Source organism: Cupriavidus sp. PET2-C1 (genome assembly GCF_054515855.1).
The window spans coordinates 2,367,762-2,390,307 of sequence record NZ_CM137259.1; the positions used below are offsets into that span (position 1 = coordinate 2,367,762).

Genomic DNA, 22,546 nt, shown 5'->3' on the forward strand with positions numbered 1-22,546 from the left:
TGAAGGACTGAATCCGTTGTCGTCGTTATCGTCGATGCCGAACTGGCGTATCAGAGACTGAACAAACGTAGCGTCACCGGCGAGCCCGCGGGCATGCCGCGGGCTTCCAGCTTGTCGTAGAGTGTTTGAAGCTGGCCGAAGATGGCGACGAAGGACGATTCGCTCAACGGCCGCATATTGTCGTCGACCAGTTGCGCGCCCATGCGCTGCGCCAGGCTGTAGCCGTACTCGCACACGGTCTTGAACGGCTTGGTCGCCTGCGCCGCGGACGGCACATCGAGCAGCAGCGTGATCTGGCGGCCGGCCTTGGCCGTGAGGTCATCGCGCAGGAAGTTGGTATCGCCGAACTGCAGCGTGAACAGCGCCCGCTGCACGCCCTCGGCGTTGGCCTGATAGCGCGTGAAACGAGTGCCGTCGCGCGACAGGACCAGCCCGTCCTGGGTCGCCACCGTCTGCACATAGGCTGCCGACCACGGCGCGCCGTCGGAGATCACGTTGACGCCAAGCTGCACATCGCAGCTGGCGGCAAACGCATCCAGCTCGCGGCCGTTGGCGACCGTCTCGGTCATGTCGGGCAGATCGGCCGAGGCGTCGAGCGCTTCTGCCAGCGCTTCCACCGCATTGACGAACTCCGAAAACTCGAGCGCATTGAGCGCGCCGCCGCGGTTGGCAAGCTGCACCGCCACCTGCAGGTCTTCATACTGATGGCCAGCGGTGACCGCCTCCCAGGCATTGGCTTCGCTGCGCAGGCCTTCGATGTGCACCTGCTTGGTCCCCGCACGGCGCAGGCGGCCGGTGAGCGGCAGGATGCGATCCCCCGAGCTTTTGCGCTCCAGGTGCAGCGGCACGATGCAGTCGATCAGCGGATCGATGACGGCCGGCGTGGGCTGGCCATCGAGCGCAACGGGCTCCGGCTGCGCTGCCTGGGCAGGCGCGGCCTCTTGCTTGGGCTTTTGCTGTTCAGTGCGTTCCCCGTGGTCCGCGTGTTCTTCGTGGTCCGCAGCGCCGTGCGATTTGGCGGGCCCGGCAGACTCTCCGGCCTCCTCGGCATGCCCGGGCTTGCCGGCAGCCGCATGGGGCGCATGGGCCGACGACGGCGCCGCGGCAACGGCGACTTCATCCGCCAGGGCGTCGTCGGCATCGGCCGAGCTGGCGGCCATGCCAGCCGCCACGGCGGCGGCGTCCAGCGGCGAAGCCGACAACGTGGGCTCGCGCCGCTCGACCTGATGCTCGGGCAATGGCTCATGCAGCTTGGCGCTGACTTCCGGCTTGACCACCGGGCTCACCACCGGCTCGCGCATCGGCGGCAGGTCGTCATCGGGCTGTAGGGCGCGCGGGCGGCGCGCCTTGCGGATCTGCCACTGGTTGTAGGCGACTACCAGCAGCAGCAGGACAATGCCTGCAACGATCAGGGCGGTCTGGAGCGTCATGCTGCCTCCGCCATCGAGAGCGCTGCGTCCATATCCACGGCGACGATACGCGATACACCTTGCTCTTGCATCGTCACGCCAATCAACTGGTGTGCCATTTCCATTGCGATTTTATTGTGGGAAATGAAGACGAACTGGGTCTTGTCCGACATGCGCGCCACCATATTGGCGTAGCGCTCCGTATTGGCATCGTCCAGCGGCGCGTCCACCTCGTCCAGCAGGCAGAACGGCGCCGGGTTGAGCTGGAACATGGCGAACACCAGCGCGATGGCCGTCAGGGCCTTCTCGCCGCCCGACAGCAGGTGGATGGTCGAGTTCTTCTTGCCCGGCGGCTGCGCCATCACCTGCACGCCGGCGTCGAGGATTTCGTCGCCGGTCATGATCAGCTTGGCTTGCCCGCCACCGAACAGCGACGGGAACAGCTCGCCGAAGTGATGGTTGACCTGGTCGAAAGTCCCTTGCAGCATCGCGCGGGTTTCCTGGTCGATCTTGTGGATCGCGTCTTCCAGCGTGGTGATGGCGTCGATCAGGTCGGCCGACTGCGCATCGAGGAAAGTCTTGCGCTCGCGCGCCGCCGCCAGTTCGTCCAGCGCGGCCATGTTCACCGGCCCGAGCGCATTGATGGCGTTGTTCAGGCGCGTGACCTCGCCCTGCAGGTAGGAGGGCTTGAGATCGGGTGTGAGCTTCTCGGCCAGCGCAGCCTCGTCCACCTCGGCGGTCGTCAGCTGCTCGCTGAACTGCTCCTGGTTCAGGCGCGCGGCCTGCTCCTTCAACTGGTACTCGGTGATGCGGTCGCGCAGCGGCTGCAGGCTACGTTCGGCGGCCAGGCGCTGGTCGTCGTACTGGCGCAATTGCGCCGACAGCGCATCGAGCTCGGTGCGGGCGAGCTGGAGCTTTTCTTCCTTCTCGGCACGGCGCTCCAGCGCATCCTGCAGGCCGGTGTGGGCGGTCTGCTCATTGATGGTTTCCAGCTCGACGCGGGCATCTTCCAGCGACTGGGCAAGACGCTCCGACTGGTCGCCCGCGGTCTGGATATTGCGGCGCAGCTCGTCGATGCGGTTAGCCAGGTTGCGCTCGGCGAACAGCGCTTCCTGCGCCGCGCGCTCGAAGTCGCGCAGCTGGTGCCGCGCCGACGACAGCTTGCTGTCCAGCGCCTCGAAGGCCATCTGGTGGTCTTCGTGCGTGGACTGCATCTCCGCCAGCGCGGCGTCGTGCTGCTCGAAGCTGGCTTCGGACTCGGCGCGGATGGCGCGCTGCTCTTCGATCTGCGCGGCGATTTCGGCCAGTTCCTCACGGATCTGGCCGCTGCGCGCGGCGTAGCGCTCCATGGCCTGCGACAGCTTGAGCACATCCATCTGCAGCGCGTGCACGCGGCGTGTGGCCTGCTCGCTGCGTCCGCGAGCCTCGGTGAGCGCAGCGCTGGCCTGGGTGTAGGCTGCCTCGGCCCGGACCGCCTGGCTTTTGGCTTCGTCGGACAGCAGCAGCTGGGCGCGCGCCTGCTTTTGCAGGTTTTCGATTTCCTGCTCGCGGGCCAGCATGCCGGCCTGTTCGGAATCGGCCGCATAGAGGTGGACCGAGCTGCGGCCCACCAGATGGCCCTCGGCCACGACGAACGACGCGCCTTCGGGCAGCGTGGCACGCTGGGCCAGCGCCGACGCCATGTCGGTGGCGGTGTAGATATCGGCCAGCCAGTCCTGCATCACGGCCCGGATGCCGGGCTCGGTGATCTGCACCAGCGCCATCAGCGGACGCATGCCGGCGGGGGTTTCCTGCGGGCGCGCGGCCGGCGGCGGCGAGTAGAAGGCCAGCTTGGCGGGCGGCGCGTCGGACAGGAAGGACTTGATCCAGTCCAGGTTGGAGACTTCGAGCGCGCCGAGCTTTTCGCGCAGCACGGATTCCAGCGCGCTCTCCCAGCCCGGCTCGATATGGAGCTTCTTCCACAGGCGCGGCAGATCGGCCAGGCCGTGCTTGGCCAGCCAGGGCTGCACCTTGCCTTCGGTCTGCACGTTTTCCTGCAGCTGCTTTAGCGCGGTCAGGCGCGCTTCCAGCGACCCGATCGCGGCGGCCTCGCGCTGCACGCGCTCCTGCGCGCTGCGGCGCTCGCCATCCAGGCGCGGCACGCTGTCGGCGGAGTCGGCCAGGATGGCCTGCGCCTCTTCCAGCACGGCTTCCTGCTCGGCCAGCTCGGCGCGTTGCTCTTCCAGGCGGGTTTCATCGGGGCGGTCCAGCCCCTTTTCTTCCCCGGACAGGCGCTCGCGGCGTTGCTCCAGCTGCTGCTGCATCTGGTCGGCGCTGCGCTGCTGCGCGGCCTCCAGCTTAAGCGCCTGCTCAGCCTGCATGATGCTGGCGCGCTGCTCGTTGGACAGCACCTGGGCATCGCGCCACTGGGCTTCCAGCGTGGGCAGCTCATCGGTCTTGTGCGCGACGGCCTCCTGGGCTTCGATGGTGCGGCCTTCGGCCACCGCCAGCTCTTCCTCGGCCTGCGCCAGGGCATCGGTAGCCTGCTCGGCCTTGCCCTGCCACTGCTCGCGCTGCGCCGTCAGTGCTGCGATCTGCGCCTGCACGCGGTTGCGCGACTCCACCACATAGCGGATCTCGGCCTCGAGCTTGCTGACCTCGGCATTGGCTTCGTACAGGCCGCCCTGCGCGGTGTGCATATTGTCCGAGGCGGCGTAATGCGCGGCGCGCATGGTCTCGAGCTCGGCCTCGACGTGGCGCAGTTGCGCGGTTTGCGCTTCCAGGTCGATCTGTGCCTGCTCGATGGCGCGCGTGTGCCGCTCCTGCTCGGCCTGGGCCTCGCGCTTGCGCAGCAGCCACAGCAGGTGCTGCTTTTCCTCGCCGTCGGACTGCAAGGTCTTGAAGCGCTGGGCCACTTCGGCCTGCCCTTCGAGCTTGTCCAGGTTGGTGCCGAGCTCGCGCAGGATGTCTTCCACGCGGGTCAGGTTCTCGCGCGTGTCGGACAGGCGGTTTTCGGTTTCGCGGCGGCGTTCCTTGTACTTGGACACCCCTGCGGCTTCTTCCAGGAAGATCCGCATGTCGTCGGGCTTGGCCTCGATGATGCGCGAGATCATGCCCTGCCCGATGATGGCGTAGGCGCGCGGCCCCAGGCCGGTGCCCAGGAAGATGTCCTGGATATCCCGGCGGCGCACGGCCTGGTTGTTGATGTAGTAGGAGGACGTGCCGTCGCGGGTCAGCACCCGCTTGACGGCGATCTCGGCGTATTGGCTCCATTGCCCGCCGGCGCGCCCCTCAGGGTTGTCGAACACCAGTTCGACGCTGGCGCGGCCAGCTTGTTTGCGCGCGGTGGAGCCATTGAAGATCACGTCCTGCATGGACTCGCCGCGCAGCTCGGAGGCACGCGACTCGCCCAGCACCCAGCGCACCGCGTCGATGATGTTCGATTTGCCGCAGCCGTTGGGACCGACAATGCCGACCAGTTGGCCGGGCACTTGAAAATTGGTGGGATCGACGAAGGACTTGAAGCCCGCCAGCTTGATCGAGGACAGTCGCACGGTTGGTCGTGGGGTATCTAGCGTAATGCAGCGTTCAGGAGAGCCGGGCTCCAACGAGAAGCGGGGCCGACGCGTGCCGGTTGCGCCCCATGCCTTCTCTCTTGTGCCCGATAGATGGCGCTAATCATACCATCGCGCCTTCGGCGTCCGGGCGCTTTCCGGGCTAAGCGCAAGCCATTTCCCCAGGGGATTTGGGCCGCTTCCGATACACCTTGTGCGGTTCAAGCCTCACACTTGCGACGATGCTGCCATGCGACAAAAGACACCACCCTGCACGGAAAGTCCTCGCATCTCTTGGCACCGGCGGGAAACTTCCAAGGGTTAGTGCTAGTCTCTTTATTGTCAGCGTGATCCTTGAGGCCTATTGCACCTGCCGCCCCGTATCCGGCGCAATGGCTGCCTCCGGCCAACACGGAACCCGGCTTCGCGACCCTTCTGGGAGTGTCCAGCATGACCGCCTTCTCACCGGCGATATCAGACAGCAGCTTACCCGGCCAAGATGCCGGGAATGTGGCTAAAACGCCACCATGGTCCTTGAGCGACATCGATTTCCAGGCCATCGACACCGCCCTTGTCCGGCCCGATCGAGAGTTGTTCTACCTGCTGGTGTCGGCATCCTTTGTCGAAAGCGGCTCGGACACATACGCCGGCAACCTGGCCGACTACTACGCCACCAATCCCGAGGCCTCCAGCTGGCTGTCCGAACACTGGGAGGCGGAGGAACTGCAGCACGGCCTGGCCCTGCGGCGCTACGTGGAACATGTCTGGCCCGAATTCGACTGGGAGCGCGGCTATGCGCGGTTCTTCGACGAATACCGCCATACCTGCTCGATCGACAATTTCGAGCCCACGAAAGCCCTTGAGATGGCCGCGCGCTGCGTGGTCGAGACTGGCACCGCGGCGCTCTACCGCTCTCTGGAGCAAGCCAGCGATGAGCCGGTGCTGCGCAACCTGACGCGGCGCATCGCTGACGACGAGGTGCGCCACTACAAGCACTTCTACCGCTACTTCAACACCTTCGACGGCGTGGAACAGCTCGGCCGCCTGCGCGTACTGGGCGCCTTGGTGCGCCGCTTGCTGGAAATCAAGAACGAAGACGCGGAGATCGCGCTGCGCAACGTGCTGCGCATCGAGCGCGGCACCGAGGATATCCCGCAAAGGGACGTGCGCAGGCTCAACTCCCGGGTGAGCGCCGTGATCCGGCGCAACCTGCCGATCGAGATGACGGTCAAGATGCTGCTCCGCCCGCTGCACCTGCATGCCGGCGTGGAACGCGCCATCCGCAAGCCGCTGGTGGCGGTGGTGTCGCGGGCGATGCTTTATTGAGGCGCGGCGCCAGCTATTGCGGCTGCAGCGCCTGGTCCGCCACACCGGCGGCATTGCCGGCGCGGCGCGCCTTGGTGCGGTGCACCAGCCCCGACAAGGCGCCAGCCGCCACGATGCACAGGCCGCCGGCGGCCTCCTTCCAGCTCAGCGTCTCGGTCGCCAGCCACCACGACGACACCGCCGCGATCACGATCTCGAACAGCATCAGCAGCGATACCCGGTTGGCCGGCAGGCGCTGCAGTCCGTACTGGACCACCGAATTGCTCAGCACCAGCGTGGCGGCAAGACCCAGCATCAGCGCCACGCCAGCCCAGCCGATAACCGGCGACAGCACCACGCCGCCCGGCTCCAGCAACAGCGCGCACGGCACGCCGACCGCGGTGCAGCCCACGTAGACCATCACGGTGCGCAGGCGCGCATCCATCTCCGGGTAAAGCTGCCCGGCCCGGCGCGACAGCACGTTGTTGACGGCAAACCCCATGCCGCCGATCAGGCCGGACCATTCCGCCGCGCGTGTGGGCAGCGGCAGGCCCACTTCCGGCGTCCATAGCATCAGCCCTGCGCCAAACAGCGCCAGCACCACCAGCAGCAAGCCGGAGGCAGACAGCTTCTCGCCCAGGAAGACGCGGGCAAACAAGGCCGTCCATACCGGCGTCAGGTAAAACAGCAGCAACACCCGCATCACATGGCCGTTGACGCTGCCCCATACAAAGCCGGCGTTGGTCACGCCCGCCGCCAGCCCGATCGCCACGAACAGCCACGACCAGCGCAGGCCGCCCAGGTGGCGGGCGAAGGCCACCAGGGCAATCAGCGCGGCCATGGCGCTTACCAGCGCGGCTGCCGTCATGCCGCCCAGCCCCCAGCCGGCGAGGACCCGGTAGGGGAACCAGGCGATGCCCCAGACCGAGGCACCCAGCAGGATGGACAAGGTGGATTTGAAGGCATGCGGGTCGGCCGGGGCCGAAGCGGTGGAAGTGACGGGCAAATTACTCATGGGAAAACGGTTAGGGCTGCCGCTTGGGCAGCCATTCAGTATTCGGTGTCGAAAAATCACCGCGGCGCGACCGGGGCCGGTCGCGGACGGCCAGGGATAGCCAGGGACAAGCCGGCGCGGGGCGCCGCCAAGGCCTTGCCGGCACGCGGGAATGCCCGGCAATCCTTTATAATGACCGGCTTTGAGCTTGGCCCTACCGGCCTGAACCCGATCGTGAATCCCCGCCTCGACCTGCTCCAGCCCTATCCGTTCGAGAAACTGCGCGCGCTGCTGGCTGACGTCAAACCAAACGGCGCGCTGTCCGCGATCAGCTTCGGCATCGGCGAACCCAAGCACCCCACGCCCGAATTCATCAAGACGGCGCTGTCGAACGCGCTGCAAGGGCTGGCGAATTATCCCACAACGGCCGGATCCGATGCACTACGACAGTGCATGGCCGCGTGGATCCAGCGCCGCTACAACCTGCCGGCGGTCAATGCCGCCACCCAGGTGCTGCCGGTCACCGGCTCGCGCGAGGCGTTGTTCGCTTTCGCCCAGACCGTGGTCGACGCCAGCCAGCCCGGCGCGCTGGTGCTGTGCCCCAACCCGTTCTATCAGATCTATGAAGGCGCGGCCCTGCTGGCCGGCGCCACGCCGGTATTTGCAAACAGCGATCCGGCGCGCAACTTCGCGCCCGCTTTCGACCGCATCCGCGACGAAACCTGGGCCAAGGTGCAACTGGTCTTTGTGTGCTCTCCGGGCAACCCGACCGGCGCCGTGCTGTCGCTGGAAGACTGGCGCGAGCTGTTCGCGCTGTCCGACCGCCATGGCTTCGTGATCGCCTCGGACGAGTGCTACTCCGAGATCTACTTCAAGGAAGGCGAGCCGCCGCTGGGCGCGCTGGAAGCGGCGCACAAGCTGGGCCGCGCCGAAGGCGCACATCCCTTCGAGCGCCTGGTGATGTTCTCCAGCCTGTCCAAGCGCTCCAACGTACCGGGCCTGCGCTCGGGCTTCGTGGCCGGCGATGCCGCCCTGCTGAAGAAATTCCTGCTATACCGTACCTATCACGGCGGCGCCATGAACCCGGCGGTGCAGACCGCCAGCGTGGCGGCCTGGAACGACGAGGCCCATGTGCGCGACAATCGCGCCGCCTACGTGCGCAAGTTTGCCCAGGTCACGCCGATGCTGGCCGAGGTGCTGGACGTGGCCTTGCCCGATGCCGGTTTCTACCTGTGGGCGGATGTCTCGCGCACCGGCCTGTCCGACACCGAGTTTGCCGCGCGCCTGCTGGCCGAGCAGAACGTCACCGTGCTGCCGGGCAGCTACCTGGCACGCGAGGCCGACGGCATCAACCCGGGCGCCAACCGCGTGCGCATGGCGCTGGTGGCCACGCCCGAGGAATGCCTGGAAGGCGCGCGCCGCATCGTCGCCTTCTGCAAGTCGCTGGGCTGAAGCCAGCGGGTGCGGGCAAAGTGCACCGCACCGCACACACCGTATTTTGTTGTAGACAACGATCAACCACTGAAAACACGCATATGACGCAAGCACTGCAAGCCCTGATCGACCAGGCATGGGAAGACCGCGCAAGCCTCTCGCCCAAGTCCGCCCCCAACGACATCCGCGAAGCCGTGGCCAACGTGATCGGCCAGCTCGACACCGGCGCCCTGCGCGTGGCCGAGAAGCAAGGCAAGGAATGGATCGTCAACCAGTGGATCAAGAAGGCCGTGCTGCTGTCGTTCCGCCTGGAAGACAACGCGCCGATGTCCGCTGGCGGCTTCGCCCAGTTCTACGACAAGGTGCCGACCAAGTTCGCCAACTGGACCGCTGACGACTTCGCCAAGGGCGGCTTCCGCGTGGTGCCCCCGGCGGTCGCACGCCGTGGCTCGTTCATCGCCAAGAACGCCGTGCTGATGCCCTCGTACGTCAACATCGGCGCCTACGTCGATGAAGGCACCATGGTCGACACCTGGGCCACCGTCGGCTCGTGCGCCCAGATCGGCAAGAACGTCCACCTGTCCGGCGGCGTCGGCATCGGCGGCGTGCTCGAGCCGCTGCAGGCCAACCCGGTCATCATCGAAGACAACTGCTTCATCGGCGCGCGCTCGGAAGTGGTCGAAGGCGTGATCGTGGAAGAAAACTCGGTGATCTCGATGGGCGTGTACCTCGGCCAGTCGACCAAGATCTATGACCGCGAAACCGGCGAGATCCACTACGGCCGCGTGCCGGCTGGCTCGGTGGTGGTGGCGGGCAACCTGCCCTCCAAGGATGGCAAGTACAGCCTGTACTGCGCCGTGATCGTCAAGAAGGTGGACGCGCAAACCCGCGCCAAGACCAGCCTGAACGACCTGCTGCGCGGCGACTGATCTCGCCCGCTGCATCGAGGGGAGCGCCCCTGGCCCGGAACCGCGCGCGTGCGCGGCCGGTCTGAATCGGAATGCCGGATCAGAACGCTAACGCTCCCCTCGCCCCGTTTCTCGTTTCCCGCTTCCTTTTCCCGATTCCTGTTTCCCGCTCTCCAACGGTTCCCGCTCAATGGATACCGCCGCCGGCCGCCGCTGGCCCGCCCTTCGCAAGCGAATCATGGCCCTGGACCCGACCACTGTCACCACCGTTCTCTCGCTGCTGCCCACGATCCTCGAACAGGCCAACAAGACCATCGAGAAGATCAAGAAGGGCAAGCGCCGCGATGGCGGCGCCGACGACATGCCTGGCCCGGACGCGCGCGACCCTGCCGCGCGCATTGCGGAGCTGGAAAACGCCGCCATGCAGCAGGCCGAGGCCGTCAAGCTGCTGGCCGAGCAACATGCCATCACCATCGAGGCCCTGCGCCGCGAAGCCGCGCGGCTGGATCGCCGCCTGCGCCTGATGACCGGCGTGGCCATGGCCGGCTTTGCGCTCGGGCTTGCCGGCCTGGTGGTCGCCCTTAACCTTCTGCTGCGCTAGCCAGACCGGCCGGCCCCGCGCTTCTCCGCTCATCGTCTCCCTCATCGCCATGACTGTCCTGCTCTACGGCATTCCCAACTGCGATACCGTCAAGAAAGCCCGCACCTGGCTTGAATCCAACGGCGTGGAATACACCTTCCACGACTTCAAGAAGCAAGGCGTGGACGAAGCCATGCTGCGCGGCTGGCTCGCGCATGTGCCGCTCGCCACGCTGCTCAACCGCAAAGGCACCACCTGGCGCGCGCTGTCCGACGCGGACAAGGCGCTTGCAGAACAGGAAGCCGGCGCGATTGCGCTGATGCAGCAAAGCCCGTCGCTGATCAAGCGGCCGGTGCTGGCCCACAAGGGCAGCGTCAGCGTGGGGTTTTCACCGGATAATTACGCCAGCTTTTTCTAATAAGCCCGATGGCAGCGCCAGGACATGCGCGCTGCCAGGACGCAAGACTCGAACCATGCACCCGCCGGATTCCGGCGCCACATGCCTCCTCGCTGCCACCATGAACCCCACCCTCGCCCTCACCGAAGACCTGATCCGCCGCCGCTCCGTCACGCCCGCCGATGAAGGCTGCCAGGCCGTGCTGGAAACCCGCCTGAAGGCGCTGGGCTTCGCCTGCGAAGCCATCGTCAGCGGCCCGGACGACTTCCGCGTGACCAATCTGTGGGCCGTCAAGCGCGGCACGCGCGGCCAGGACGGCAAGCTGCTGGCCTTTGCCGGCCACACCGACGTGGTGCCCACCGGCCCGCTGGAGCAATGGGGCTCCGACCCCTTCCTGCCCAGCCACCGCGACGGCAAGCTGTACGGCCGCGGCGCCGCCGACATGAAGACCTCGATCGCCGGCTTCGTGGTGGCGGTCGAAGAATTCGTGCAGGCCCACCCGGACCACGCGGGCTCGATCGCCTTCCTGATCACCAGCGACGAAGAAGGCCCGGCGCATGACGGGACCGTGAAAGTGGTCGAAGCGCTCAAGGCGCGCGGCGAACGGCTCGACTACTGCGTGGTGGGCGAGCCCACCTCCGTCGACACGCTCGGCGACATGGTCAAGAACGGCCGTCGCGGCTCGCTCTCCGGCAAGCTCACCGTCAAGGGCGTGCAAGGCCATATCGCCTACCCGCATCTGGCCAGGAACCCCATCCACCTGGCCGCGCCCGCACTGACCGACCTGGTGAACGAGCGCTGGGACGAAGGCAACGAGTACTTCCCCGCCACCAGCTGGCAGATGTCGAATATCCACGGCGGCGCCGGCGCCACCAACGTGATCCCCGGCCATGTCACCGTCGATTTCAATTTCCGCTTCTCCACCGCCAGCACGCCCGACGGCCTGAAGGCACGCGTGCATGCCATCCTGGATCGCCACCAGCTCGACTACGACCTGGACTGGACCCTGGGCGGCGAGCCCTTCCTGACCGCGCGCGGCGATCTCTCCGAAGCGCTGGCCGGCGCCATCGCGGCGGAAACGGGCGTCAAAACCGAGCTGTCCACCACCGGCGGCACCTCGGATGGCCGCTTTATCGCCAGGATCTGCCCGCAGGTGATCGAGTTCGGGCCGCCCAATGCAAGCATCCACAAGATCGACGAGCACGTAGAAGTGCGATTTATCGAACCCCTCAAGAACATTTACCGTGGCGTGCTGGAACGCCTGATCGCCTGATCGCCGCGGACCAGAAAAAGACGTTATGGCAACCTCCTCCCCCCTGCTCACCGTGCGCGACCTGCTGCGCTTCGCGGTATCGCGCTTCACCCAGGCCAAGCTGTCCTTTGGCCACGGCAGCGCCAATGCCTACGACGAAGCCGCGTACCTGACGCTGCACACGCTGCACCTGCCGCTGGACACGCTCGACCCGTTCCTCGACGCGCGCCTGCTGCCCGAAGAAGTCGACGCCGTGCTGCAGGTCATCGAGCGCCGCGTGACCGAGCGCGTGCCCGCGGCCTATATCACCAACGAGGCCTTCATGCATGGCCTGCGCTTTTACGTGGACTCGCGCGTGATCGTGCCGCGCAGCTTCGTTGGCGAACTGCTGCATGAAGGGCTGGAACCGTGGGTAGGCGACAGCGCCGAAATCGGCCCGGTGCTGGAGCTGTGCACCGGCTCGGGCTGCCTGCCCATCATCGCCGCGCATGTCTGGCCGAAGGCCCGCATCGATGCGGTCGACATCTCGCCGGATGCGCTGGCCGTAGCCCGCCGCAATGTGGCGGACTACAAGATGGAAGACCGCATCAGCCTGTACGAGGGCGACCTCTACGCACCGCTGCCCGCGGGCGCCAAGTACGATGTGATCCTCACCAACCCGCCCTACGTCAACGAAACCTCCATGCAAGCGCTGCCGGCCGAATACCAGGCCGAGCCGCGCATCGCACTGGCTGGCGGCGACGACGGCATGGACGTGGTCCGCCGCATCATCGCCGGCGCCAAAGCGCACCTGAACCCGGGCGGCGCGCTGGTGGTGGAGATCGGCAACGAGCACGCCAATGTGGAAGCGGCGTTCCCCGAACTGGAGATCGTCTGGCTGCCGGTCAGCGCTGGCGAGGAACAGGTGTTCCTGCTGACTTATGAGGCGCTGCCGGATTGAGGGATTGAAGGATTGAAGGTATCCGGCGCTTCAGCGCCAAAGCGTGACGGTGTTACGCCTTGCATTGGGAAAAGCCCTTCTTCGCTAAGCCGAAGAAGGGTTTTTTCAACGGGCCGCCAAGCCCGGACTAAGCTACCACCCCACCACCCCCTTGACCACCGCCTCCCTCACCTGCTCCACCACCCCCTCCCGCCAGTCATCGGCATCGCCATAGAACGCATGCCACATCGCCTGCCGGATCAAATTGCGCTGGCCTTCATCCGCCTCGGGATGCAAATGCAGCCAGTGATCTCCCCGCAGCGCCTCAAGCACCTCGGTCACCGGCAACGTCCCGAACTCCAGCGCAATCCCGTTGTAATCCAGCGTGGGCAGCGTCTCCGGCACAGCTAGCCATGCCATGCCGTTCAGATTGGCCGAAGCCGATGAGCCGTCATAGATTGAGGTCACGGTATTGCCCCAGATGGCACGCACCTTGTCGATCTGCTCCGCGCTGTCCGGCCCCATGTAAATCGGCTCGCCATAACCCCACGGCCCCAGGCCGGTGTGCACGTCGATCCAGCGCACGGCCTCGCGCCCGGCGCCGAAGCGCGCCAGGATGCGGCGCAGCGTGTAATTGCTCCAGGTCGCCTTGTTGCCGCCGAAGAACAGCCCGTCCGGCGCCTGGTACTGGCCGCTGCTCACCGCCGCCTGGTACCAGGGCAGGCCTTTCTCGGCCACCGCCCTCATCAGCGCGGCCTGGTCGGCCTCGGAGGGCGGCCAGTGCTCGGGCAGCAGCATGGGCGCCACCTCGGCGTACGGCGCGTTGTCGGGCAGCGGCCGGGTGAAATCCATGAAATTGCGGTTGAGGTCGATGTTGTCCTCGTTGACCCGCCGCATATGCGAGAAGCCGTAGGGATTGACCGCGTGCACCAGCAGCAGCGCCACGCCGGCGCCGGCGCACGCCTGCAGCAGTTCCACGTCGGCCAGCATGGCGACCTGCGCCCCGGAGCCGCAGAAGCCTTCCACCCCGTGCATGCCTGAGGTCACCATGAGCATGCGCCTGGCCTCGGCGGCGCCCACCCAGGCGACATCCATGGCGAGTTCCTCGTCGGCGCAGCCGCGCTTGGTGGGATGGGGAAAATCGGTCAGGGTGCCGCCGGCAGCCTGGGCCGCGTCACGGAATTTCTGCCGGGCTTCGGCATAACTGCGGGAAAAGCTGGTGTGCAAGGACATGACAGCAGATTTCGCGCTTGGCGAGGAGTGGGGGGTGCCGCTATTAAACGCCAACTTGGCCGGCATTGCCATCCGAAGCCACCCGAAGCCAGGCAGCTAGCCTTTGCCGCCCTTGGCAGCGTTCTCGCCCTTGGCCGCCATATCGGCCTTACCGCCCTTACCGTCCTTACCGTCCTTCTTGCCCTTGGTGGCATCCGCCGGCACCGCCTCACGCAGCAACAGGGAGCGGAACGCATGCGGATGCATCTGGATGCCTGCCGCGGCAATCTGGGCGGCGGACAGCACCAGGTGGCGCGCCAGCCAGTCATGGATGCTGCGCAGGAACCGGCGCTGTTCGACGCGGTTGGATTCCTGGATCACGCGCTCCAGCTTGACGTGCGCGGTGTAGACATCGAGCAGGTTGATGGTCTTGAGCTTGGGCGGTGTGGTTGCGCTGCGCTCGATGGCCAGAATGCGCTTGACCTGGGCATCTGGCAGCTCGCCGGTTTCAAGGTAGGACTGATACACCCCTTCGAGGGCCGGAAAACGCACGGTGGGTTGCACGCGCGGCACGCTAGCCACCTTTTCCATGCGCAGCACGAGGTAACGGATGGCGGCCGTGCGCCGCAGCGCGGCGTCGCTGGCCTTGCTTTGGCGGCCGCCGCCCGCCGCGCCGCGGGCACGCGGGGTGGCCGGGCCGGTGGCCTCGAACTCGTCGTTGTCCGGCGCAGTCGCTTCGGGCACGGGCTGGCCGGCGTCCCGCTCGGTGTAGTCGGGCACCAGGTACAACAGGTCCGGCTCAGCAAGCACGGCCCGCGCGCAGGCCTCGCCAAAGGGGTACTCGTGGCCTTGCCCGTCGCGCAGGATGAAGGCCTGGCCGTTGCCGAAGCCGTGGTGCCGCCCACGGCCGGCCTGCTGCCGGCAGCGCGTGCCGGGTTCGACAAAATCCTTGCGTACGGGAGTCCAGCTCCCGTCGTTGACTGCGATCATGAATCTGCTTGTACCTGCCGTGATGAGTGCTGCAAAGTGGCTGATGGCTTGCGGAGCGCCACCGGCGCCCGCCACCCGCCATTGTCCACCATGCGGCCAGCAGCGGCACAAGCGGGCACGAACGCCTCAACCACCAGAACCACCACAACCGCCACAAGAGGCCAGGCCGCGCCCTACTTCAGCATGAACGACATCGCCGACAGGCAGTTCAGCATGCGCACGGCCGCCTGCACCGAAGCGGCGTCGAATACCAGCGTCACGCCGTCCACGCGCTCCAGCGCGGGCCACTGGCAGAACAGGTCGGCATAGGCCGGGCCCTGGGTTTGCAATCGGCAGCGGATCGGGCCGCTGATCTTCAGGGGCTGCCCGCCCCGCTCGCGTACGGCTTGCTCCGCTTGCGCGGCAATGGCATCGCGCGCTGCGGCAAGCGACAGCGTGGTACCGCTGCCTTGCCCGCCGGCTTGCTTGGTCTGCACATAGCGCACCCAGGGCATTAGCGGCCGGGTTTCATCCACGAAGACATCGTCGCCGCTGGCCATCAACACCGGCACGCCGAGTTCGCCCGCCAGGGCGCCGTAGATCCCGGCCTCGCCCAACTCCTGGCCGTTGAGCCAGATGCGGGCGAACGCGCTGCTGTTGATGGTGTGGGCGAGGATACCGCGGCTTTGCGCGCGGCCGTGGTAGCCGATCATGAAGACGCCGTCGCAGCCGAGCACCCCGGCCATCATGCCGAGGTAGCGCGGCTTGCCTAGCACCAGGCTCGCGCGCGGGTCGAGCTGGTCGGGCAGCAGGTTGCGAAAGCCGCCGTGGGAATCGTTGACCAGCACTTCGGCCGCGCCGCCCGCGAAGGCGCCCTGCACGGCGGCATTGGCTTCGGCCGTCATCCAGGCGCGGGCGCGTTCGTACTCGCCGTTGCCGGCGCGGGTCTGCTCGGGATGGAAAACCCCGGCAACGCCTTCGATGTCGGTGGAAATCAGGATCTTCATGGTTTGTGGAGATTCAGTTCGTCGGCGCCGCGCGCAGCAGCCATTGCGGCAGCTCGGGCATCAGTTCGCGCAGCGCGACACGCTGGTGCCCATCGCGGCCATGCACGGTTTCGGCCTGCCACAGCGCATGCAGGATGGCCTGCTCAACGCCGTCGGCGGCGGCATGAAACAGCGCATCGAGCCGGGTTTCATGCAGCATGGCCAGCGCCGGCATGGGCGCGCCAGCTTGCTGCGGCACGGTGTAGGCGGTGGAAAAAGCGAGCGCGATGTCGCCCGAGCCGTGGCCGAATACCGAGCCGGTACGCGCCAGGCCCGCCCCCGCGCGTCGCGATAGGCGGCGCAGCTGGCGGGCGTCGAGCGGCGCGTCGGTGGCGAGGATCATGATGATCGAGCCCTTCTCCGGCCCTGACTCCGCCGGCGCTTGCGTATGCGCCTGGAGCCGTTCAGCCAGCACGCCGCCAAGGCGCGCGCCGGCCACGGTGAAGCTGGGCAAGGTGCCGAAATTCGCCTGCACCAGCACGCCCACGTGGTATCCGCCCACTTGGCGGGAGGCCGAGCCGATGCCGCCTTTCAGCCCGAACGACGACATGCCGCGCCCTGCCCCGACCGCGCCCTGCGCGAAATCCACGCTGGCCGCGGCGCAGGCTCGCGCATAATGCGCCTCCTGCACGGCCATCGCCTGTATGTCGTTCAGGTAGCCGTCATTGCACTCGAACACCAGCGGGTTGACCGTTGGCCAGGCGCGGCCAATTTCCGGATTGGCCGCAATGGCCTGCCGGATCTGCGCCTGCGACAGCGCGCCCACGGCAAAGGTGTTGCTCAGCGCGATGGGCGTCTCCAGCACGCCGAGCTCTTCCACCTGCACCAGTCCCACGCTCTTGCCGAAGCCATTGAGCACGGTCGCGGCGGCCGGCACCTTGTCGGTGAACAGGTTGCCGCCGTGCGGCAGCACCACCGTCACACCGGTCTGGCAGGCGCCATCGGCCAGCGTGCATTGGCCAACCGCCACTCCCGGCACGTCGGTGATGCTGTTGCGCGCGCCAGCTGGCAACGCGCCGATATGCGGCATGGATCCGGACATCCGCGTGCGCTCCTTAGCGCCGGTCGATCTTCGGGTCCAGCGCGTCGCGCAGGCCGTCGCCCAGCAGGTTGAACGCCAGCACGGTCAGGAAGATGGCCAGGCTGGGGAAAATCGCCACGTGCGGCGCGGTCACCATGTCGGCGCGGGCTTCGTTGAGCATGGCGCCCCACTCCGGCGTGGGCGGCTGCGCGCCCAGGCCCAGGAAGGACAGGCTGGCGGCGGTGATGATCGAGGTGCCGATGCGCATCGAGAAATACACCACGATGGACGAGATGGTGCCCGGCAGGATGTGGCGCATCAGGATGGTGAAGTCCGACGCACCAATGCTGCGCGCGGCTTCCACATACGTCAGGCGCTTGAGCATCAGCGTATTGCCGCGCACCAGGCGGGCGAACGCCGGGATGCTGAACACAGCCACCGCGAAGATCACGTTGGTCATGCCATTGCCGAGGATGGCCACGATGCCGATCGCCAGCAGGATGCCGGGGAAGGCGAACAGCACATCCGAGATGCGCATCACGATGCGGTCCCACCAGCCTTCGTAGTAGCCGGCCAGCAGGCCGAGCACGGTGCCCACGATAGCGCCGATGATCACCGAGAAGAAGCCCGCCGCCAGCGAGATGCGGGCACCGGCCAGGATCCGGCTGAAAATGTCGCGCCCGAGCGAATCGACGCCGAACCAGTGCGCGGCGGAGGGCCCGGCATTGAGCGCGTCGTAGTCAAAGAAATTCTCCGGATCGTAAGGCACCAGGTGCGGGGCGAGGACCGCCACCGCCACCAGCAGCAGCACGAACACGCCGGCGCCCAGCGCCAGGTGCTGCTTGCGGAATTTGCGCCAGAACTCGGTCCAGGGCGTGCGCACGGCTTCTTGCGCGGCGGCGGCGGCCGGGACGGCGGGTTCGCCGTTGGCGGGCGTGGATAGCTGGGTCATGCCGGCCTCACTTACTTGTAACGAATGGCGGGGTTGATGACGGTGTACAGCACGTCGACCACCAGGTTGATCAGGATGAACTCGAGCGAGAACAGCAGCACTTCGGCCTGGATGACCGGGTAGTCGCGCATCTCGACCGCGTCCACCAGCAGGCGTCCGAGGCCAGGCCAGTTGAACACCTTTTCCACCACGATCGAGCCGCCCAGCAGGAAGCCGAACTGCAGGCCCATCATGGTCACCACAGGAATCATGGCGTTGCGCAGGCAGTGCTTGGCCACCACCAGGAACTCGCCCACGCCCTTGGCGCGCGCGGTGCGCACGAAATCTTCATTCAGCACCTCGACAAAGGAGGCGCGGGTAAAACGTGCCATCACGGCGGCCACCGCGGCGCCCAGCGTGATCGACGGCAGGATGTAATGCTTCCAGGTATCGGCGCCGATCGACGGCAGCCAGCCCAGCTGCACCGAGAACACCTCCATCAGCAGCATGCCCAGCGCGAAGGCGGGAAACGAGATGCCGGACACGGCGAGCGTCATGCCGAAGCGGTCGGGCCAGCGGTTGCGCCAGACGGCCGAGCTGATCCCGATCACCATGCCGAAGATCACCGCCCACACCATCGAGGCCAGCGTCAGGTACAGGGTCGGCATGAAGCGGTCGCCGATTTCCTCGCTGACCGGACGCTTGGTGCGCAGCGAATGGCCAAACTCCCAGCGCACGGCGTTCGAGAAGAATTGCACGAACTGCTCGGGCAGCGGCTTGTCCAGGCCGAGATCGCGGCGCACCAGTTCCACCGTGGCCTGGTCGGCCTCGGGGCCGGCCGCGAGCCGGGCGGGATCGCCGGGCAACAGGTGGACGAACAGGAACACCAGCACTGCCACGATCAGCAATGTGGGGATCACGCCCAGGAATCGTTTGAGAAAGTAATTCAGCATGATGCACCGGATGATTAAAGACCGCGGGCCGCCCGCCCTGCCCCCGCGACTGTGGGCAGGCGGCCGTGCGCGGCTTGCTGCGCTGTACCGCTAAGCGATGGCTTGACGCGTGGCATCGTGCGGATGGGACGCGCCACGCGTCAAGCCAAAGCGCTTACTCTTACTGCTTGATGTCGATCTCGTCGAAGCTGAACGAGCCGTCCGGCGTCACGTAGGCGCCCGTCAAACGCTTGCTGCGCGCATACAGCACCTTTTCGGTCACCAGGAACGCCCAGGGCGCATCCTTCCAGATGTGTTCCTGCGCGTCCTTGTACAGACGGGCCTTCTCGCCGCGTTCGGTGGTACGCAGGGCGCCGGCGATGTCGGCGTCGACCTGGTCGTTCTTGTAGTACGCGGTGTTCAGCAGCTTGGGCGGCATCGATTCGGAGGCCAGCAGCGGACGCAGCGCCCAGTCGGACTCGCCGGTCGACGACGACCAGCCCACGTAGTACATGCGCACGCCGGCGTCTTCCGGCTTCTGCACGCTCTCGACCTTCTCGACACGCTGGCCGGCCTCGAGCGCTTGCACACTCGCCTTGATGCCGACTTGCTGCAGTTGCTGCTGCACGAACTGGATCACCTTCTGCGCGGTGGTGTGGTTGTACGCGGACCACAGCGTGGTCTCGAAGCCGTTCGGGTAGCCGGCTTCCTTGAGCAGCGCGCGTGCCTTGGCCGGGTCATACGGCCACGGGCCCAGCTTCTCGGCGTAGTCCACGCCCGCGGGCACCACGCCGTCCATCGGCGTGGCGTAACCGGCAAAGGCTACCTTGGCCAGCGCGTCCTTGTTGATGGCGTAGTTGATGGCCTGGCGCACCTTGGGGTCGTTGAACGGCTTGACCATGGTGTTCATGCTCAGGTAGCGCTGGATGATCGAGGGCGAGGCGATCAGGTCCACCTTGGCACTGCCCTTGAGCACCGCCGCCTGTTCGAACGGAATGCTGAAGGCAAAGTCCGCTTCGCCGGTCTGCATGATGGCGGCGCGGGTATTGTTGTCCACCACCGGCTTCCAGGTGATGGTGTCGATCTTGGGATAGCCGGTCTTCCAGAAGCCGGCAAATTTCTTGCCCTTCAGGTGATCGGGCTGCTTCCACTCGACGAATTCGAACGGGCCGGTGCCGACCGGATGGAAGGCGATGTCCTTGCCGTACTTCTGCAGCGCGGCGGGCGAGATCATCACGGCGGACGGGTGGGCCAGCACGTTGATGAACGGCGAGAACGGCTCCTTGAGCGTGACCTTGACGGTGTTGGCGTCGACCACTTCGGTCTTGGCCACGCGGTTGAACAGCGTGTAGCGCTTGAGCTTGTTGGCCGGGTTGGTAACGCGGTCGAAGTTGGCCTTGACGGCGGCGGCATCGAAGGCGGTGCCGTCGTGGAACTTCACGTTCTTCTTCAGCTTGATGGTGTACGTCAGGCCATCCTTGCTGGCTTCATAGCTCTCGGCCAGCACGTTGATCAGCTTCATGTCCTTGTCGAAGCCGAACAGGCCCTGGTAGAAGGACTTGGCGGCGGCTTGCGACAGCGTGTCGTTGGCGTCGTACGGGTCGAGCGTGGTGAAGGTGGAGTACACCGCCATCACGGCATCCTTGGCGGCAAAGGCGGGACCTGCGCCGAACGCGGCCAGGGCCAGGCCACCGGCGATCAACTTGGAAGGGGCCAAACGGGTCATCATCGATTCTCCTTGGTTTCGTCAGTTCAGTAGGCGCCGCCGATGGCGTGCCGGGCTACAAAATGATGGGATGCGGCGTTGCCGCCGACGGCGACGAGCGGCTGCACCACCGGCTCGTCGCCGAGCGCGCGGATCGGGCTGGGCATTTCGTCCGAGAGCGGCTCGCGCTTGAGGTGGCGGCGCGCCGGATCGGCGATCGGCACCGCCGACATCAGCTTCCTGGTGTACGGGTGCTGCGGGTTTTCAAAGATGGCGCGGCGCGGGCCGATCTCGACGATCTGGCCCAGGTACATCACCGCCACGCGGTGGCTCACACGCTCCACCACGGCCATGTCGTGCGAAATGAAGAGGAACGCAATGCCCATCTCGCGCTGCAGGTCCAGCATCAGGTTGACGATCTGCGCCTGGATGGAAACGTCGAGCGCGGAGACCGATTCGTCAGCGACCACCACCTTCGGGTTCAAGGCGAGCGCACGCGCAATGCAGATGCGCTGGCGCTGGCCGCCCGAGAACTCGTGCGGGTAGCGCGAGGCGTGGGCGGCCGACAGGCCCACTTTTTCCAGCAGCCACGCCACGCGCTGCTCAGCCTCCTTGCCGCTGGCCACCTTGTGCACCAGCAGCGGCTCCATGATGGAGTAGCCCACCGGCACGCGCGGGTCGAGCGAAGCAAACGGGTCCTGGAAGATGAACTGGATATTGCGGCGCAGGGTCTGCAAGGCGCCGCCTCGCATCTGGCTGATGTCCTGCCCGTTGAATTCGATGGTGCCGCTCTGGCTGTCGACCAGGCGCAGCAGCGAGCGGCCGGTGGTGGACTTGCCGCAGCCGGACTCGCCCACCAGCGCCAGGGTCTCGCCGGGGTAAAGATCAAAGCTCACGCGCTCCACCGCATGCACGCGGCGCGCCACACGCCCCAGCAGGCCGCCCGGCACGTCGAAGCGGGTCACCAGGTCGCGCACGCGCAGGATCGGCGAGGCGTCCGCCGCCACCGTATCCTGCGGCACCGGCGCCACCGGCTCGCCCTGGTCCAGTTGCACCAGCGGGAACTTGGCCGGCCAGTCGGTGCCGCGCATGGCGCCCAGCTTGGGCACCGCGGACAGCAGCGCGCGGGTGTAGGGATGCGCGGGCTTGCCGAAGACTTGCTCGGAAGTGCCCTCCTCGACCTTCTCGCCGCGGTACATCACCAGCACGCGGTCGGCCACCTCGGCCACCACGCCCATGTCGTGGGTGATGAAGACCACGGCCATGTCCATCTCGGACTGCAGGTTGCGGATCAGTTGCAGGATCTCGGCCTGGATGGTGACGTCGAGCGCCGTGGTGGGCTCGTCGGCGATCAGCAGCGCCGGCTTGCACGACAGCGCCATGGCGATCATCACGCGCTGGCGCATGCCGCCGGAGAGCTGGTGCGGGAAGCGGTCCAGCACGCGGCGCGCCTCGGGTATGCGCACGATCTCCAGCATGCGCAGGGCTTCGGCGCGCGCCTCGGCGCGGCTCTTGCCCTGGTGCAGGCGGATCGACTCCGCAATCTGCTCGCCCACCGGAAATACGGGGTTGAGCGAGGTCATCGGCTCCTGGAAAATCATCGCCACGTCGCTGCCGCGCACGCGGCGCATGGCCGCGCCATCGGCGGTGGCGAGATCGAGCACCTGGCCATTGCGCCGCCGCAGCGCCATGCTGCCGGTGGCGATCTTGCCGCCGCCGTGTTCCACCAGGCGCATCAGCGCGAGCGAGGTCACCGACTTGCCCGAGCCCGACTCGCCCACCACGGCCAGCGTTTCGCCACGATCGACGTGGAAAGACAGGTTGCGCACGGCTTCCACCGTGCGCTCCGAGGTGGAGAAACGCACGGTGAGATCGTTGACGGCTACCACGCGTTGCGCTGGCAGGACGATGGTCGACTGGGAAGAGGATGCAGCCACTGGGCCCCCTTTAGTGCCTAGGTTGATGCTTTGCTTGATGCGTTGCTTGATACGTTGCTTGA

18 protein-coding genes are annotated in these 22,546 nt (G+C 66.6%); 7 read left to right on the plus strand and 11 right to left on the minus strand.

The features are described 5' to 3' along the window. Positions 1-50: 50 nt before the first annotated feature. Both ACX12D_RS10725 and smc read right to left on the minus strand, forming a co-directional pair. Positions 51-1,430: a cell division protein ZipA C-terminal FtsZ-binding domain-containing protein gene (locus tag ACX12D_RS10725; protein WP_459371117.1), complete on the minus strand. Its 1,380-nt coding sequence runs from the start codon at positions 1,428-1,430 to the stop codon at positions 51-53. Next, positions 1,427-4,942 carry a chromosome segregation protein SMC gene (gene smc, locus ACX12D_RS10730; protein WP_459371118.1) on the minus strand — a complete coding sequence of 1,172 codons (3,516 nt, stop codon included), beginning with the start codon at positions 4,940-4,942 and terminating at the stop codon, positions 1,427-1,429. The genes ACX12D_RS10725 and smc overlap by 4 nt, the downstream gene beginning before the upstream one ends. A 534-nt stretch (positions 4,943-5,476) precedes the next feature. Between smc and ACX12D_RS10735 the strand changes: the two genes are divergently transcribed. Next, positions 5,477-6,268 carry a ferritin-like domain-containing protein gene (locus ACX12D_RS10735; RefSeq protein ID WP_459371119.1) on the plus strand — a complete coding sequence of 264 codons (792 nt, stop codon included), beginning with the start codon at positions 5,477-5,479 and terminating at the stop codon, positions 6,266-6,268. A gap of 13 nt (positions 6,269-6,281) precedes the next feature. Here the strand turns inward: ACX12D_RS10735 and ACX12D_RS10740 are convergent, their stop codons facing one another. Beyond that, complete coding sequence (locus ACX12D_RS10740) at positions 6,282-7,262, minus strand: DMT family transporter (protein WP_459371120.1); 981 nt, start codon at positions 7,260-7,262, stop codon at positions 6,282-6,284. 213 nt (positions 7,263-7,475) lie between these two features. Between ACX12D_RS10740 and dapC the strand changes: the two genes are divergently transcribed. The 6 genes from dapC (at position 7,476) to prmB (ending at position 12,752) form a co-directional block, all read left to right on the plus strand. Continuing rightward, entirely contained in the window at positions 7,476-8,693 is a 1,218-nt protein-coding gene (gene dapC, locus ACX12D_RS10745) for a succinyldiaminopimelate transaminase (protein WP_459373995.1), read from the plus strand. An 83-nt stretch (positions 8,694-8,776) separates the two neighbouring features. Continuing rightward, positions 8,777-9,604 carry a 2,3,4,5-tetrahydropyridine-2,6-dicarboxylate N-succinyltransferase gene (gene dapD / locus ACX12D_RS10750; protein ID WP_043346976.1) on the plus strand — a complete coding sequence of 276 codons (828 nt, stop codon included), beginning with the start codon at positions 8,777-8,779 and terminating at the stop codon, positions 9,602-9,604. Between the two features lie 217 nt (positions 9,605-9,821). Further along, the gene (locus tag ACX12D_RS10755) at positions 9,822-10,184 is read left to right on the plus strand and encodes a hypothetical protein (protein WP_459371121.1); all 363 of its coding nucleotides are present in this window, start codon (positions 9,822-9,824) and stop codon (positions 10,182-10,184) included. A gap of 49 nt (positions 10,185-10,233) precedes the next feature. After that, positions 10,234-10,581, plus strand: a complete 348-nt coding sequence (locus ACX12D_RS10760; RefSeq protein ID WP_459371122.1) for an ArsC family reductase — start codon at positions 10,234-10,236, stop codon at positions 10,579-10,581. A gap of 100 nt (positions 10,582-10,681) precedes the next feature. Continuing rightward, a complete protein-coding gene (dapE, locus tag ACX12D_RS10765) occupies positions 10,682-11,833 on the plus strand; it encodes a succinyl-diaminopimelate desuccinylase (protein ID WP_459371123.1) in 1,152 nt (383 codons plus the stop codon). Positions 11,834-11,858: 25 nt separating this feature from the next. Then, positions 11,859-12,752 carry a 50S ribosomal protein L3 N(5)-glutamine methyltransferase gene (gene prmB, locus ACX12D_RS10770; protein WP_459371124.1) on the plus strand — a complete coding sequence of 298 codons (894 nt, stop codon included), beginning with the start codon at positions 11,859-11,861 and terminating at the stop codon, positions 12,750-12,752. Positions 12,753-12,884: 132 nt separating this feature from the next. Here prmB and ACX12D_RS10775 read toward each other — a convergent pair whose 3' ends face one another. The 8 genes from ACX12D_RS10775 to ACX12D_RS10810 form a co-directional block, all read right to left on the minus strand. Further along, positions 12,885-13,964, minus strand: a complete 1,080-nt coding sequence (locus tag ACX12D_RS10775) for a M14 family metallopeptidase (protein WP_459371125.1) — start codon at positions 13,962-13,964, stop codon at positions 12,885-12,887. Positions 13,965-14,060: 96 nt separating this feature from the next. After that, complete coding sequence (locus ACX12D_RS10780; RefSeq protein ID WP_459371126.1) at positions 14,061-14,933, minus strand: hypothetical protein; 873 nt, start codon at positions 14,931-14,933, stop codon at positions 14,061-14,063. Between the two features lie 173 nt (positions 14,934-15,106). After that, positions 15,107-15,919 (minus strand): M55 family metallopeptidase, encoded by an 813-nt coding sequence (locus ACX12D_RS10785; protein ID WP_459371127.1) that lies wholly within the window; start codon positions 15,917-15,919, stop codon positions 15,107-15,109. Positions 15,920-15,932: 13 nt separating this feature from the next. Beyond that, the gene (locus tag ACX12D_RS10790; RefSeq protein ID WP_459371128.1) at positions 15,933-17,000 is read right to left on the minus strand and encodes a DmpA family aminopeptidase; all 1,068 of its coding nucleotides are present in this window, start codon (positions 16,998-17,000) and stop codon (positions 15,933-15,935) included. A gap of 13 nt (positions 17,001-17,013) precedes the next feature. After that, positions 17,014-17,931, minus strand: coding sequence for a glutathione ABC transporter permease GsiD (gene gsiD, locus ACX12D_RS10795; protein ID WP_459371129.1), 918 nt, complete (start codon positions 17,929-17,931; stop codon positions 17,014-17,016). An 11-nt stretch (positions 17,932-17,942) separates the two neighbouring features. Continuing rightward, positions 17,943-18,863: a glutathione ABC transporter permease GsiC gene (gene gsiC, locus ACX12D_RS10800; RefSeq protein WP_441630298.1), complete on the minus strand. Its 921-nt coding sequence runs from the start codon at positions 18,861-18,863 to the stop codon at positions 17,943-17,945. A gap of 160 nt (positions 18,864-19,023) precedes the next feature. Beyond that, entirely contained in the window at positions 19,024-20,571 is a 1,548-nt protein-coding gene (gene gsiB / locus ACX12D_RS10805; protein WP_459371130.1) for a glutathione ABC transporter substrate-binding protein GsiB, read from the minus strand. Between the two features lie 23 nt (positions 20,572-20,594). Further along, positions 20,595-22,484: a dipeptide ABC transporter ATP-binding protein gene (locus ACX12D_RS10810; protein WP_459371131.1), complete on the minus strand. Its 1,890-nt coding sequence runs from the start codon at positions 22,482-22,484 to the stop codon at positions 20,595-20,597. Positions 22,485-22,546: the final 62 nt, after the last annotated feature.